This window comes from Pedobacter psychrodurus, from assembly GCF_032678585.1.
GTDB lineage: Bacteria > Bacteroidota > Bacteroidia > Sphingobacteriales > Sphingobacteriaceae > Pedobacter > Pedobacter psychrodurus_A.
In genome coordinates, this window is record NZ_JAVTSN010000081.1 from 1 (window position 1) to 14,116 (window position 14,116).

10 protein-coding genes are annotated in these 14,116 nt (G+C 39.9%); 4 read left to right on the forward strand and 6 right to left on the reverse strand.

Annotation, left to right across the window (positions count from 1 at the left end; genetic code table 11):
• Positions 1-2,776 (reverse strand): TonB-dependent receptor (locus tag R2S57_RS29375; protein WP_316848473.1); only part of this gene is annotated, 2,776 nt, incomplete at its 3' end.
• 215 nt (positions 2,777-2,991) lie between these two features.
• Between R2S57_RS29375 and R2S57_RS29380 the strand changes: the two genes are divergently transcribed.
• Positions 2,992-3,855 carry an AraC family transcriptional regulator gene (locus R2S57_RS29380; protein WP_316848474.1) on the forward strand — a complete coding sequence of 288 codons (864 nt, stop codon included), beginning with the start codon at positions 2,992-2,994 and terminating at the stop codon, positions 3,853-3,855.
• Positions 3,856-3,886: 31 nt separating this feature from the next.
• Here R2S57_RS29380 and R2S57_RS29385 read toward each other — a convergent pair whose 3' ends face one another.
• The 3 genes from R2S57_RS29385 to R2S57_RS29395 all read right to left on the reverse strand — a co-directional run bounded on the left by R2S57_RS29385 (position 3,887) and on the right by R2S57_RS29395 (position 6,556).
• A complete protein-coding gene (locus R2S57_RS29385; protein ID WP_316848475.1) occupies positions 3,887-4,894 on the reverse strand; it encodes an IS110 family transposase in 1,008 nt (335 codons plus the stop codon).
• Positions 4,895-5,534: 640 nt separating this feature from the next.
• Positions 5,535-6,113 (reverse strand): YdeI/OmpD-associated family protein, encoded by a 579-nt coding sequence (locus R2S57_RS29390; RefSeq protein ID WP_316848476.1) that lies wholly within the window; start codon positions 6,111-6,113, stop codon positions 5,535-5,537.
• A 17-nt stretch (positions 6,114-6,130) separates the two neighbouring features.
• Entirely contained in the window at positions 6,131-6,556 is a 426-nt protein-coding gene (locus R2S57_RS29395; RefSeq protein WP_316848477.1) for a VOC family protein, read from the reverse strand.
• A gap of 232 nt (positions 6,557-6,788) precedes the next feature.
• Between R2S57_RS29395 and R2S57_RS29400 the strand changes: the two genes are divergently transcribed.
• Positions 6,789-7,961 carry an acyltransferase gene (locus tag R2S57_RS29400; RefSeq protein WP_316848478.1) on the forward strand — a complete coding sequence of 391 codons (1,173 nt, stop codon included), beginning with the start codon at positions 6,789-6,791 and terminating at the stop codon, positions 7,959-7,961.
• A gap of 1,091 nt (positions 7,962-9,052) precedes the next feature.
• Here the strand turns inward: R2S57_RS29400 and R2S57_RS29405 are convergent.
• Positions 9,053-9,601, reverse strand: a complete 549-nt coding sequence (locus R2S57_RS29405; RefSeq protein WP_316848479.1) for a dihydrofolate reductase family protein — start codon at positions 9,599-9,601, stop codon at positions 9,053-9,055.
• A gap of 10 nt (positions 9,602-9,611) precedes the next feature.
• Positions 9,612-10,007 carry a GNAT family N-acetyltransferase gene (locus R2S57_RS29410; RefSeq protein WP_316848480.1) on the reverse strand — a complete coding sequence of 132 codons (396 nt, stop codon included), beginning with the start codon at positions 10,005-10,007 and terminating at the stop codon, positions 9,612-9,614.
• Positions 10,008-10,843: 836 nt separating this feature from the next.
• Between R2S57_RS29410 and R2S57_RS29415 the strand changes: the two genes are divergently transcribed.
• Positions 10,844-12,154 (forward strand): hypothetical protein, encoded by a 1,311-nt coding sequence (locus tag R2S57_RS29415; RefSeq protein ID WP_316848481.1) that lies wholly within the window; start codon positions 10,844-10,846, stop codon positions 12,152-12,154.
• 245 nt (positions 12,155-12,399) lie between these two features.
• Complete coding sequence (locus R2S57_RS29420; protein ID WP_316848482.1) at positions 12,400-14,049, forward strand: discoidin domain-containing protein; 1,650 nt, start codon at positions 12,400-12,402, stop codon at positions 14,047-14,049.
• The last annotated feature ends 67 nt before the right edge of the window (positions 14,050-14,116 follow it).

The window sequence follows — 14,116 nt, forward strand, 5'->3', positions numbered from 1 at the left end:
TTGGGTTGATGAAAAATGAGGAACGGGTTGACCCCTGGAAGAAGAAACTAAAATCGAACTGTTTAATGCCGAACGAACCACCAAAACCGTAAATAATCTCAGGATCTTTAGGCAGGCCCAAAGGCACCACATCCAGCGAACTGATTACCCCATCACCATTAATATCACGGTATTTAATATCGCCGGCCCCATATATTCCAAAGTTTTGGCGTGGTGAGTTTCTAACTTCTGTTTCATCGGTAAATAAACGTTCAGCAACTAGTCCATATAACTGTCCGGCTGATCGGCCTACTCTGCTTAAATGTTTCAGATTGTCTGGATAATTGGGTTCTTCGTTGAACAATACCTTACTTGCTGCATAGGTGAAAGTGGTGTATATCTTAGCCCAGTAGTTTTTGTTAAAGTTTTTGTAATAGTTGAAAGAAAAATCGATGCCCTTGCTGCTGGCCTCTCCAATGTTTGCAAAGGTACCAGCCTGTAGGCCGGCAGTTGTTGGTACATTCGTTCGGGCTAACAGGATACCGGAAGTATTTTTCTTGTAGGCTTCGATAACGAAATTGAAATCGTTAAATAGACTTAGCTCCAGACCTAAATTATATTGTTTTGTTTTTTCGAAGGTAATATTAGGGTTGGCGTAGCGGCTTGTTGAGATGCCCGGTCTGGTATATCCGTAATTTTCTCCAAATGTAGTGCTCGTGAAAATATTATTTAATTGTACTTCTGATAAATAAAAGAAACGATCGGCATCAGATCCGATCTGATCGTTTCCACTCAAACCATAACTGCCCCTTAGTTTTAAATTTGTAATCACTTTGTTTAGCGGCTCCATGAATTTTTCTTTGGTCACGATCCAGGCAGCACTTATTGCCGGGAAAAAGCCATAACGTTTATCAGGTGCAAAACGCTCGGATCCATTGTAGCCAAAACTAAAATCTACCAGGTATTTATCTTTGTAGGCATAGTTGGCCTGGCCTAAAAAGTTTAGGTTCCGTTTAGGTAACGATAATTGTAAGGTATTGGCATTACCGTTAACAGTAGAACGAACGGTGGTAATGAACCTTCCTCCAACGGAATGATCTTCTTTAAAGGTGCGTGAATAATTAATTACCGCTTCGCCATAAATAACCGTACTTACGTTTTTGGCCGATGGCAGATAAGTAAGGTACTCGGTTGGTACGGTACCAATTTGTTGCGTGGTTTGGCCTGGTGTAGGCTCGTTTAGTGAAGTTAAAATCGTTTTTCCGCCAACCTGTCGGGCTTGATAATAAAATGGACTGTATTGCCTTACGAGGGTAAAATCGGCATCGCGTTGCGTAAAAGCCATTGCGCGGGCACTTAGTCCTTTTGTAATACCGTCTAAATTTTGATTAATCGTGATCTGGGGTACGAGTTGTGCCCTGTTATATTCCTGAAATCCTTTTACAGACTCTGCGAATGGATTGGTATACAGCTGGTTGTTGGAATTGGGTAATAAGGCACTGCCAAATAACGGATGTTGAGCATAAGGCAAGAAACTTTGTGGATATAAAGCCGGGAAAGCCACTGGATTACTTTGCGAGGCCAAAGTGAAAATCCGGGATCCGCCTCCAACAGGAGAACTGTTGTTATCAAATGTACCGCGTACACTGATGAGTGCCTTGGTGCTTTTGGTAAAATTGATGGTGATGTTTGATAATAGGGAATAGGAGAGGGCTTTTACATTGGTATTAAAGTTATTCAGGCCTGCTTCTTTTAATAAACCGTTATTCTCATCGTAAGTTAAACTTACATAATAAACAGCTTTTTCGTTACCACCGCTTACATCTAAGTTTGCTGCAAGGTTTCGGGTGCTGTTTTTGGTTAAAATATCAACCCAGTTGTTACTTGGGTAAAGTAATGGATCCATGCCTGCAGCTGTATTGTCTATTTTATTTGGCGAATAAGGTGGATTTACACCGCCCTGGTTCTGAAAATCGCGTGTAGTTATTGCTTCGTTCGCCAAACGCATATAGCTAATGTTATCGGCCAGTTTAAAATTTTGGGTATTGGTAGATAACCTGTTCTCTACCCTGGCGTTTATTCTGGTAACACCCTGTGCGCCTAATTTAGTGGTCAATAACATTACACCATTAGATCCTCTCGATCCATATAAGGCTGTTGCTGCAGCATCTTTTAACACTGAAAAGTTATCTATATTATCGGGATTGATACGGGCCAGATCGGTAGGTGTACTCTCGATACCATCAATATAAATTAAAGGGTCTTGTTTTCCGGTTCCAAAAGTACCTACACCCCTTACAAAAAAGTTGGCATTGTCTTGTCCAGGCTCGCCAGTTCGCTGGTAAGCAATAACACCTGGCACGCGGCCTGCTAAGGTAGTGGTGAGGTTACTGGTTGGCCCTTTCAGATCTTTAGCACTGATGGTGGTAACAGAGCCCGTTAATGAGCTTTTTTTCTGGGTGCCGAAAGCCACTACAGCAACTTCTTGCAGCTCATTCTGATCGTCGTCTTTTAAAGTAATATTACTCGCTTTCGGATCGTTTGCGGAAATTTCTAATGTAGAGTAGCCCACAAAGCTAAATCTGAGCCTTGCACCCGCAGGTTTGGGGATCTGGATGGTAAAGCGGCCTTCATTATCGGTAGTTGTGCCGACATTCTGGCCGATTACCCCCACGCTAACACCGGCGAGGGGCTGTTGCTCTGCATTTCGCACTGTTCCCTTTACAATGGTTTTATCTTGCGAAAAAGCCAGTGCAGACAGGAATAGCATGAAACAAAATAGGAAAATTTTCTTCATACAGTTTATATAGTTTTTTGGTTAAAAAAACATTTAATCGTTAGGTACAGTGTATACCATATGCAGTAAAATGTTTACTTATACTAAAGTACACGCAGCCTAAATCTCTTTGTAAAACTATATTTGGAATTATTTAAACTTTTTTACCTTAAATAACCATATTTCATTATTTATCATTAATTTAGTTTACTTATTTGGGTTTTTTGTGAAATATTATGAGGTCTGAACTTATCAATGTTAACCATTCGGGGAATAAATCTGTCCATATCAAACATATAGACAATAACCGGCTGATTTCGTCTTTCCACTTTCACGATATGTGCGAATTGGTGTGGATTGAACGGAGCCATGGCAAACGCATAGTTGGCGATCATATCGGGAATTTTGAGGATGATGACCTGGTGCTGATGGGGCCAAACCTTCCGCATATCTGGCAGAATGATAAAATTTACGAAGACAGTGATGATAAAGCAGTAAAATCTACCGTAGTTTATTTTAGTATCGATTTTTTTTCTTTGTTAACCGATGATCAGGATGTTTTGGCGCTGGCCGCCGATTTGGTTTCGAGGGCATCGCGAGGGCTTGTATTTGATCCGGAAACCACCCACAAAATAAAGCATATTTTGCTTGCTATGGCGGATAACGACGGCTTTGAAAATATAATAGCCGTGATTGAAGTTATTAAAATTTTGGCGCGATCAAAAGATTTTAAGTATCTCTCCAGTATTACTTTTAAAAACCAATATGATGAGAAAGACAATAACCGGATCAATAAGGTATATCAGTTTTTAATGAAAAATTTTCATAACGATATACACCTGAATGAAGTGGCCGAATTGTGCAACATGACACCGAATTCTTTTTGCAGGTTTTTTAAGATGCGGGCACAAAAATCGCTTACCCAGTTTATCAATGAGATCAGGATAGGCCATGCCTGTAAATTGCTTCAATCTGAAGATTATTCTATTGCTGATGTTTGTTATGCCAGTGGATTCAATAATCCAACCAACTTTAATAAATTTTTTAAAGCCATTAAAGGCATGAAACCGTCGGAGTATAGGAATAAATTGAATAATTAATCAGTTCATATACTCTAATAAAAAACAAGTTTTAAGCCACTTTTTTTTCAGAGCGGTTTGTTTTAATTTCTCTTGGGTCTAGGCATATGTGTTCAGAACTATATGGTGTTTTTGTTTTTAATACAGCGTATATAGTCCTTAACATCTTATTTGCCACATTATTCATGATCAGATAATGTGGTTTGCCCTCCTGTACTTTCTTCTGATAATACAATCTATATTCTTTGTTGTGCTTAACCGCTGATTTTGCTCCCATGTATAGCAGAGATTTAAGTCCTTTATCAGCAAAAGGAACAGTTCTCGACTTGGCCACCATCTTGCCAGAACTATTTGGGAATGGACAAACCCCGGCATAAGATGCAGCTTTCCTTGCCGTGTCAATTATCTTAAAATTGCCCGTTTTAATGAGCATATCTGTTGCAATAACTGGCCCAACACCTTTCACACTAATAGTAAGATCATAGTTCTCCGCTAATTCCTTATTAGTCCTTATGAGCAGTTCAATCTCTTTTTCTACCTCAATAATCTCTGCATCCAGAAAACCTAGTGTTAGCATTAAGTGGCGTTTAACTGCCAGGCTCTGTATAGGCATCACCGTTCTTGCATGGGCCCCTGTGAGTATGCTTTTGCGTGCTTTTACCAACTGTGAACGAAGTGAGCTTAGTTGTCTTAGCTCTGAGATCTCTGCACTGTGATACTCGCTGTAAGAGAGTTTATCAAAAAAACGTTCGCCATATTCCCGTAAACGACTGGCGTCCTTAGGATCTGACTTCCCTTTTACCAGACCAAGACTGTGTTTAACACTATATCCAGAAACCAAGGCAATGGGAACACCGCATTGGTTGCTCAGGTAAACCAATAAATCGCCATAACTACCGGTATGCTCTGCGCATAAGATGGTTTCTGAAGGCACTTCAGACAAAAAAGACGATATTGAACGCAGGTTGTTTTTCACCGTCTTGTTTTTTTCTACTCCTTTTTCATTTACAAAGTTCACATCGAACTTGTCCTTTGATAAATCAATTCCATAAATTTGCATAATACAATTGTTTTATGCTCCAAACTGAGTGGCTAAAATAGTGATAATGGGTTCGGCCCTAAATACTCTCTGGCTATTACTCAATAATCTGCTGTCCTTAATATGAACTTTAGGTTCTGCCTGATTGGTCATGGAAGTTAGGGCAGCAGATGGAGCTTTTTATCTCAAAGGTAATATCACAATCAATCTAAATTCTTTTCAAGTAACTCGATACAAACTAACGATTGGTTATTGGTTCATTAGTCATTGGTTCATTGGTCATTGGTTATTGGTTCATTGGTTATTGGTCATTGGTTCAATGGTCATTGGTTATTGGTCATTGGTTCATTGGTCATTGGTCATTGGTTCATTGGTCATTGGTTCATTGGTCATTGGTTATTGGTCATTGGTTATTGGTCATTGGTTCATTGGTCATTAGTTCCTTGACCCCAAACGCCAAACTCTAAACGCCCACCTTTTGTAGTTAATCGGTTAGTTGTTTGACTGACATCTCCAAGTATTAAACTAATATTGAAATAGATCCTGAAACAAGTTCAGGAGGACGCATGGGTTGAGTTTAATTGACTCTGGACTCGCGACTAAGGACTTCAGACTGAGGACTCGCGACTGAGGACTTCAGACTAAGGACTTCAGACTAAATCTACTTCGCTCTTTTATTGTCTCCTGCTAACTTCACTGTATCGTTAATCCTGGCCAGTCTTGTTTCTTCACGTTTGGCCTCTGATATCCATTTTAAGATTGCTTTTTTGGAAGAACGGGGGAATTTTTCCCAATGTTCAATTGCCATTTTATTGGTTCCAAATTCTTTTTTCAGATCATCGGGTACGATCAGGTTTTCTACATCATTTAGGGCGTCCCACATACCGTTGGCTTTGGCGGTTTCGATCGTTTGTAAACCTGCAGGGTGCATTAACCCTAGTTCAATCATGTTTAGTGCCTTATTTTTGTTGATGGCACTCCAGTTGCTTTTGGCTTTTCTTTTTGAGAAAAACTGATAACGGCTTTCCTCATCCCGCTTAATCGTTAAGCTATCAATCCAGCCAAAACAAAGTGCTTCGTCAACCGCGTTGGCATGCGGTAGGCTACTGGCTGTTGCATCTTTTTTATAGATGATGAGCCAAACGGATGCCTCTTTTTTATGGTTTTCGGCGAGCCACTGGCGCCAGTCGGCCTGTGTTTTGGCATAAAAAGCCTGAACGCCGTTTTTCGATTCTTCCATAAAATATGATTGATATATTATTTTGCCGATTGTTCTAATATTTCAAGATAGTGTTTGTTATACATAATACCGAATATATTGCCAAAAGGATCGATAACTGAGGCGGTAACAAAGCCAACACCATATTCGGTTATCGGACCGTACGCTGTTGCGCCATGGGCAATGAGCCTGTTGAGGGTTTCTTCCAGGTTGTCAACATGCCAGTAAGCAATTATTCCCCCTGGCTGCGCCGGCATTGGCGGAGCATATTTTCGGTCGATGATGCCAAGCTCGTGCTGATAATCGCCTATACGGAACTCTATATAAGCCGGATTTTCGGCATCAGGCCTTTCAAAATAAGGCTCCTGGCCCAATATTTCTGTATACCATTTTTTTGCAGCCTTTACATCATCTGCCCAATAACTAATGGTGGTTAATCCCCTTAAGCTTATCGTTTTTTCCATATTATCTTTTATAAAACCAAAAATGAACTGTGGCTTACCTAAATTGGTGAAATTGCGAGATTAAAGCAAGTATTTTGATCACATTTGAATATTAAGATAGATGGCTATCTACTTATTGCTCAGTCTCTAATTTGATGAAATTATTTTTTGATTGTCGCTTTTTTTATGATTAATTACAATTTAGATGTTAAATTTATCCTTAATGTAGTCACATCAAGCAAGCAAAAAAGATATGGCCAATCAATCTTCGCGAAATGTATGGGTAGATTATTTACGCGCTACCATCACTGTTTTGGTTGTTGCCCACCATGCTGCCCTGGCTTATACCACCTTTTCGGTGTTTAATAAAGATGCTTATATTTTGTCTACACATGCAATGGTAGACAACAGGAGGTGGGCATTACTCGATGATCTGGTGGGTTTTAACGATACTTTTTTTATGTCGCTTATGTTTTTTATTGGCGGGCTTTATTTCTTTTCGAGTATCGCCAAAAAGGGGGTGTTAGCATTCACGAAAGATAAAGTGTACCGCTTATTGATTCCGTTTTTATTGCTGGGTACCTTACTGATGCTTTTGGCTTATTTCCCTTCCTATTATCTTGCAAAAGGCAACACAGCTATTTGGGCTTATGTTAAAGATTTTTTTACGACAGAAGCCTGGCCGGTTGGACCGCCCTGGTTTTTATGGTTATTATTTGTTTTCAACCTGATCGCAGCATTTGCTTACCGGTTATTTTATACGAAAAAGTTAGTATCCAATCCCACACTGTTTAAGGAGAACACCAAAGCCTTTACCGTATTTATTATCTTGTTTTTTATCGGTTTGCTGGCCTATCTGCCCATGGCAGCTTATTTCGGTCCATACAGTTGGACCGGGATTGGTCCTTTTGATTTTCAGCTCAGCCGTTTAATCCTCTATTTTGCCTATTTTGGAATTGGGATAGCAGTAGGAAGATTAGCGATTGGTGCCGGAGTTTTTGCTGAAAGTTCATCAACGGTTAGGTATTATCCTGTATGGTGTTTACTGGCGATTGTTGCTTTTTTTGTGTTTTCGACTGGTTTTTTAAACAAAGTATTGACGGGGCAACAACTTAACATTAAGCAAATGGCCATACTCAACAATTCGTTATTTGTACTGTGTTGCACGTTAACATCCATCGCTTTTATCAGCACTTTTAGCAAATTGGTGGTTAAAAAAATTACCTGGTGGGATTCGCTCAGTAGCCATGCCTATTTAATTTACCTGGTGCATTTTGTTTACATCACCTGGCTTCAGTTTGGGTTGCTGAATGTTAATATACCTGCAGGCGCTAAGTTCTTCCTGGTTTTTGTACTATCGCTGGGATTAAGCTGGGGAACAGCCTATTTGCTGCGGAAGATTGCGCTTGTTAAAAAATATTTATAAAAGTGTAGGTTGGGGTGGTTAAGCGGTTAACTGTAAGCTGTTTAAATCGGTTAATTGTAAACTGGCAACTGTGAACTGGCAACTGGCAAACTGGTTAATCGGTTAATTGTTTAAATTGGTTAGTTGAAAATTGACAACTGAAAACTGGCAACTGGCAAACTGGTTAATCGGTTAATTGTTAAATTGGTTAGTTGAAAATTGACAACTGAAAACTGGTAACTGTAAACTTGCAAACTGGTTAATCGGTTAATTGTTTAAATCGGTTAGTTGAAAATTGACAACTGGCAACTGGTCAATGGCTCATAGTTGATGGCCAGGATGTTGATGGATTAATCGACTCAGGACTACCAAACCAGTTATCTACGCTATGCTCCAAACGCAAGGCTACTTAAACCAGATTAGCCCTTCGACTCCGCTCAGGGTGACAATCGAATGGTAGGTAATTGACTACAGGCTTCCGACTCAGGACTACCATACTGGTTATCTACGCTATGCTCCAAACGCAAGGCTACTTAAACCAGATTAGCCCTTCGACTCCGCTCAGGGTGACAATCGAATGGTAGGTAATTGACTACAGACTTCCGACTCATGACCACCAAACCAGTTATCAACCCTCTGCTCCAAACGCAAGGCTGTTTAACCAGATTAGCCCTTCGACTCCGCTACCATTGACGTTATTTTTTAATTATTTATTAATGAGCAACTTAAAGGCATTTGCATTTCCTCCCAGTTAGGCCAAAGCACCTCATCCACGTTCAACTAAGACCCGGCCTAACAAATTTTTCGGGGCCCACTGACCAAGCCACTCTACTGGCTTCCAAAGAAAAATTTTCAGCCGGCATTTTTTGTTTCTTTTTGATGCCAAAAAGAAAGAGCCCTTCGGCGGCGGCGAGCCGAGGCAAGACGGAGCAGCAGGGCAAAAAAATAATTTATACGTCAATCATATTGATTTTTATGCAATAAATTATCCCTCAGGGTGACAATCGAATGGTAGGTAATTGACTACAGACTTCCGACTACCAAACCAGTTATCAACCCTCTGCTCCAAACACTATGCTCCAAACGCCGAACCCCAAGCGCTCTGCGCTCAGCTATCTCACTACTTCATAAGTAAGCAGAATAACACCCGATGGAGCAGTTTTGGTTTCTTTTAATGTTAATCTCACGCGATTGGTAATCTCATTAAACAATAATTTCCCGCCGCCTAAAATAACCGGATGCACAGCCAATTGCAACTCATCAACCAGTCCTGCGTTTAGAAAAGTTGAGATCAGTTTTGCACCACCATACAGCCAGATGTCTTTACCGGGAAGATTTTTGATTTCATTTACCGTTTTTTCAATATCCGAATGGATAAAAACAGCACTGGTGCCATCATCGGTTTTGGAATGGGAGAACACATATTTTTTCTTGCTGTTGATGTTCTGCGAAATTGATTTCATCAACTCGTTTTCTTCTTCTCCGGGGAGGTAATTGCCCCATAAATCATAGCTGATCCGTCCGTAGAAGATCGAATCAATACCATCTAAAAAATCGTTAAAATTGGCATCGCCATCCATAATGCACCAATCAATTTCGCCGTTCGGGCCTTCTATAAATCCATCAAGGGTAACAGCTAAGTCTAGAATAATCTTTTTCATAGGTGTAAAATCATAACGTTCGTTCTATACTAAATGCACGGTCTTCCTTATTAAAACCTACTTTAGGGTAATATTCGAAAGCGGTAGGTACCGATAACAGGAGGAGCATACATTGCGGTCCGATTTTCTCGCGCGTAATGGCAATCATTTCTTTGCCAATCCCTGCACTTTTAGATCCCGTAAATACGGCAAGATCTGCTAAATAAGCACACCAAACCCAATCCGTAATGGTTCTGCAAATGCCAACAAGTTTGTCTTCCTGCCAGGCAGTAACCAATACATCTGCATTTTTTAACATCGAGGCTATCCTTTCAGGTTCTGTTGGTCTTTTTAGTCCCGCGTGGATAAATAGTTCGATCACTTCTTCCGGCTTCGGGATCACATCTAACTTATAGGTAATGTTCATATCTCTAAAATACAAATCTTGAAGATTATATTGGTAAAAAACGATATTTTGGTTTGATGGTTAATCGGTTAACTGTTTAAACTGGTTAACTGAGGTCAAACGCTCAACGCGAGGTTTATTAATCTACTCCAAACTCCAAACGCTCAACTCCAAACTTAGTCTGGTTAATCGGTTAAGTGTTTTAATTGGTTAACTTTAAACTGGCAACTGTAAATTGGTTAACTGGCCCATAGTTCATAGTTGATAGCCAGGTTGCTGATGGATTAGTCGACTTTGGACTAAAGGCTTCAGACTCTGGACTAATCTACTGGTTAATCGGTTAAGTGTTTAAATTGGTTAACGGAGGCCAATCGCTCAACGCGAGGTTTATTAATCTGCTCCAAACGCTCAACTCCAAACTTAGTGTGGTTAATCGGTTAATTGTTTAAACTGGTTAACTTTAAACTGGCAACTGTAAATTGGTTAACTGGCCCATGGTTCATAGTTGATAACCAGGTTGCTGATGGATTAGTCGACTTTGGACTAAAGACTTCAGACTCTGGACTAATCTACTGGTTAATCGGTTAATTGTTTTAATTGGTTAACTGAGGCCAAACGCTCAACGCGAGGTTTATTAATCTACTCCAAACTCCAAACGCTCAACTCCAAACTTAGTCTGGGGGCAAAAACATATTGCAGTTATTCTTATTTAAAAAAGATTAAAAAAGCGCAATTTTATATATAACTATCTAAACTGTTATTTATATGTTTGTAAACAAAGTTTACAAAGAATACTGATGGTTTAGTAAACTGGTTGCAAAAAAGAATCCCTAACGAATACATAAAGTGAATAAGTGATGGAGCCGAATTCAGTACAGCCGAGTAATCAATCTGCCTTTGATGCGCTGGACATCTGTTGTAGGATTATTATCCAGAAAATGGGTTCTAAAGTTATAGAAGAGTGGCGTGTTTCTGATTATAACAAACTAAGCAGTCAACTGGGTAAACAGACAAAAGTATATCTTAGTGTAAATACCCTTAAAAGGCTGTTTGGGCAACTTAAAACGCCACAGCGCTATTTTCCTCAAAAGGCAACCCGCGACGCCCTTGCGCAGTTTATAGGCTATCGCGATTGGCAGGAATTTGAACTGGTGAGTTTGTCAACACAGCCTGAAGTGACCAATCCCGAAGGATTTGAAAAACTTGTTGAAGTAGAAAATCCCATTCACCTGCAACGTAAATCCAATAAAAAAACATATATCTATACAGGTTTAATGGCCTCTTTACTCATTGCATTGATTGCATGGTTTGTGGTATGGAAAGCTGAGGGTGATCCCAGTGATACGGAGTTGATCTGCGAAAATCCTTTTGGCAATGTACCACATACGGCCGTTTTTAAACTTAAATCAAAGAAAGCACTTAAAGATGGAGATGAGTATAAGGTCGATTTTATGGACGAAGCATTACAGTCGCCAATAAGTGGCAAAAAGGAAATTGCTAAATTCTTTCGAAATCCAGGTGTGGTTTACGCTACGTTATTGTATCACGATAAGCCGATAGATACCGTTTCCATATTTATGCAAACAAAAGGTTGGGTAGCCAATTCGGGTAACGATACTTCGAGGGCATATCCGATTTCAGGTTTACAGCCATTGAATCCAAAAAATATTTATGTTTCAAAAAAACAGCTGGATTCTGCCGGTTTGGCTACTAACAGGCCGTTTTTGGTAGGCTTTAGCAATATTAAGCCCTCAAATATCAGTGGTGATAATTTTTCTTTTACCTGTAGGGTTTTTTCGGAACAGAACAGACCAGGTACACAATGTGTAGAGACGACCATTATCATTTTAGGCGCTATACACCGTCACCTGCTCACCCTCAACAGGAGCAATTGTGTGGCTTTTTCACAGTATAAGTTTTCTGAAAAAAGAGTGCTGGGATCAGACCAGTTTTTGGGAGCCCTGGCATTTGATCCGATAAACGGAGGTGATATTGAGATCCGTGTGGAAAACAAGAAAGCTTCAGTAATCCTTAACGGTAAAAAAGTACTGAGCACCCGTTACGAAAAATCTATCGGTAAAGTAATGGGGATCAAGATTTTATTTAGCGGTATCGGTAAAGCGGTTTCTCCAAAACTGCAGGATTTAAAAACAAAAGAAGTTTTCTAATTATAATTCCCGATACATGATTACATGGTGCTGGTTTTCTGAGGATTAACAGTGATTTATCTGTCCATTTAATTTTTGCTCTTTCGTTTAATTCTTTTATTTACAGTGGGTTGTGAGTACATGTTTTTGTTTTTTATTTGTACAGCCACAGAGGCGTTTCTGTCTTTTTTTTAGTCTTAACTTAGGGTAATCATGCAAACACAAGGGTCAAAGCCCTAAACAAATTTTATTAAAAATCATCTTATATGAAAAGAACCACAACCTTATTAACCTTATTATGTGCCCTTTTATTTGCATCATCATGCAAAAAGGCCGAACTCGCTACAGAAGGTGGCACTGGAGACAGCAAAACTCAGGGACCAGGAAAGCAGGCCACTACCGGAACCATTATTACCCAAACCAGAAACCTTGCTATCGTTTATTTTATTCCATCTGATCTGGATACACTGCCAAACTGGAAAAAGCGTTTAAGCGACGTCATGATTTATGCCCAGGGCTGGTACAGTAACGCCATGAATAATGCAGGTTACGGTGCTAAAACTTTTGGTTTAAAGCAGGATGGTACAACCGGTAATGCAGAGATCATATTGATTCGGGGCGATAACCCAAAAGCAAGTTATGGTACTACTGCTACAGCGTATACCACCGAGATCAACAATTATTTTACTTCACACCCCGGATTAAAAACCAGTAACCACGTACTCATTTTAGTGCCCGCATTTGGTTACGATAACAATACTACAGAAGGACCGCAACCTTTGGAAGGGGTACAGCCATTTTACGGATATGGAAGATATTGTTTTGCAAATGACAATCCATATATGGACATGGCATTAAAAGGGGTTTTAAACCCGGGGCGTAATAATTTTGCCAAATGGGTTGGCGGGATGATGCACGAATTAGGTCATGCCTTTAATGCTCCTCATGACAGACAATGGGTATCGCAGAATATTTATGCCAATGGTACCAATGCCAATTATAAAATGCCAATGATGTGGTTGAGCAATTATTATCTGGAGGTGAGACCAAGTTTTTTAACGGATGCCGAAGCAGCCATATTTAACGCCTGCGAAGTGTTTAACAATGATAGTAAAACCTATTATGGTACCATTACATCCAAAATAAACAGGATTTACGCCAATTATGATGCAGGTTTGGGGGCTATAGTGGTTTCGGGAAAATTTACCAGCAGCGGAACGGTAAGTAAAATATTGTATTATAATGATCCGAATGTAAACAACGAAGGAACAGGAACCAATAAAGATTATAATGCCATTACCTGGGCTTCCAGCCCTATCGGAACAGATAGTTTTAGGGTAGTAATGCCGATAGCTGAGCTAGAGGTGAAAACCAATGGTATTCCGTACGAACTTAAAGTGAAATTGGTACATGATAATGGAATCATCAACGAAACCATTTATCCTTATACTTTTCAGAGCGGTGTACCTGTTCTTGATTTTTCTACCAGAACAGAACTCTCTAAAACTGGATGGTCTATTGCGGGTTTTAGCTCAGAGGAAACGGCTGCGGCGGGTAAAGCAGTTGATGCAATTGATGGATCGGCCACTACTTTCTGGCATTCCAGATGGTCGTCTAATGCCGCCACTTATCCCCATTATATCACTGTTGATTTAGGTTCTGTTAAAACTGTAAACGGTGGGCTTTCCCTTACACAACGGGTTGGTGCCAGCAGGGCAATTAAAGATTTCGAATTGCTGATCAGCAGCGATGGGGTAAATTTTACCAGTGTTTTTAATAAACAGGCCGCTAATAACGATGGTGCTCAGTATTTTAATTTTGCTTCACCTCAAACCTTCCGGTATTTCAAAATTATTGCCAGCAACTCATGGGATGGAACCCAATTTGCGGCATTGGCCGAACTGGGATTATATTAATATTTATATTATTCGAAAAACAGGTCTCTATTGAGGTAGTTTCCGACACTGGAAACTACCTTTTTAA

Excerpts from the sequence above, each read along its gene's own strand:
- R2S57_RS29390 (WP_316848476.1), bottom strand. The coding sequence starts at position 6,113 with ATGGAAGAATCGAAAAACGGCGTTCAGGCTTTTTATGCCAAAACACAG.
- R2S57_RS29420 (WP_316848482.1), top strand. The coding sequence starts at position 12,400 with ATGAAAAGAACCACAACCTTATTAACCTTATTATGTGCCCTTTTATTT.
- R2S57_RS29380 (WP_316848474.1), top strand. The coding sequence starts at position 2,992 with ATGAGGTCTGAACTTATCAATGTTAACCATTCGGGGAATAAATCTGTC.
- R2S57_RS29415 (WP_316848481.1), top strand. The coding sequence starts at position 10,844 with ATGGAGCCGAATTCAGTACAGCCGAGTAATCAATCTGCCTTTGATGCG.
- R2S57_RS29385 (WP_316848475.1), bottom strand. The coding sequence starts at position 4,894 with ATGCAAATTTATGGAATTGATTTATCAAAGGACAAGTTCGATGTGAAC.
- R2S57_RS29410 (WP_316848480.1), bottom strand. The coding sequence starts at position 10,007 with ATGAACATTACCTATAAGTTAGATGTGATCCCGAAGCCGGAAGAAGTG.
- R2S57_RS29395 (WP_316848477.1), bottom strand. The coding sequence starts at position 6,556 with ATGGAAAAAACGATAAGCTTAAGGGGATTAACCACCATTAGTTATTGG.
- R2S57_RS29405 (WP_316848479.1), bottom strand. The coding sequence starts at position 9,601 with ATGAAAAAGATTATTCTAGACTTAGCTGTTACCCTTGATGGATTTATA.
- R2S57_RS29400 (WP_316848478.1), top strand. The coding sequence starts at position 6,789 with ATGGCCAATCAATCTTCGCGAAATGTATGGGTAGATTATTTACGCGCT.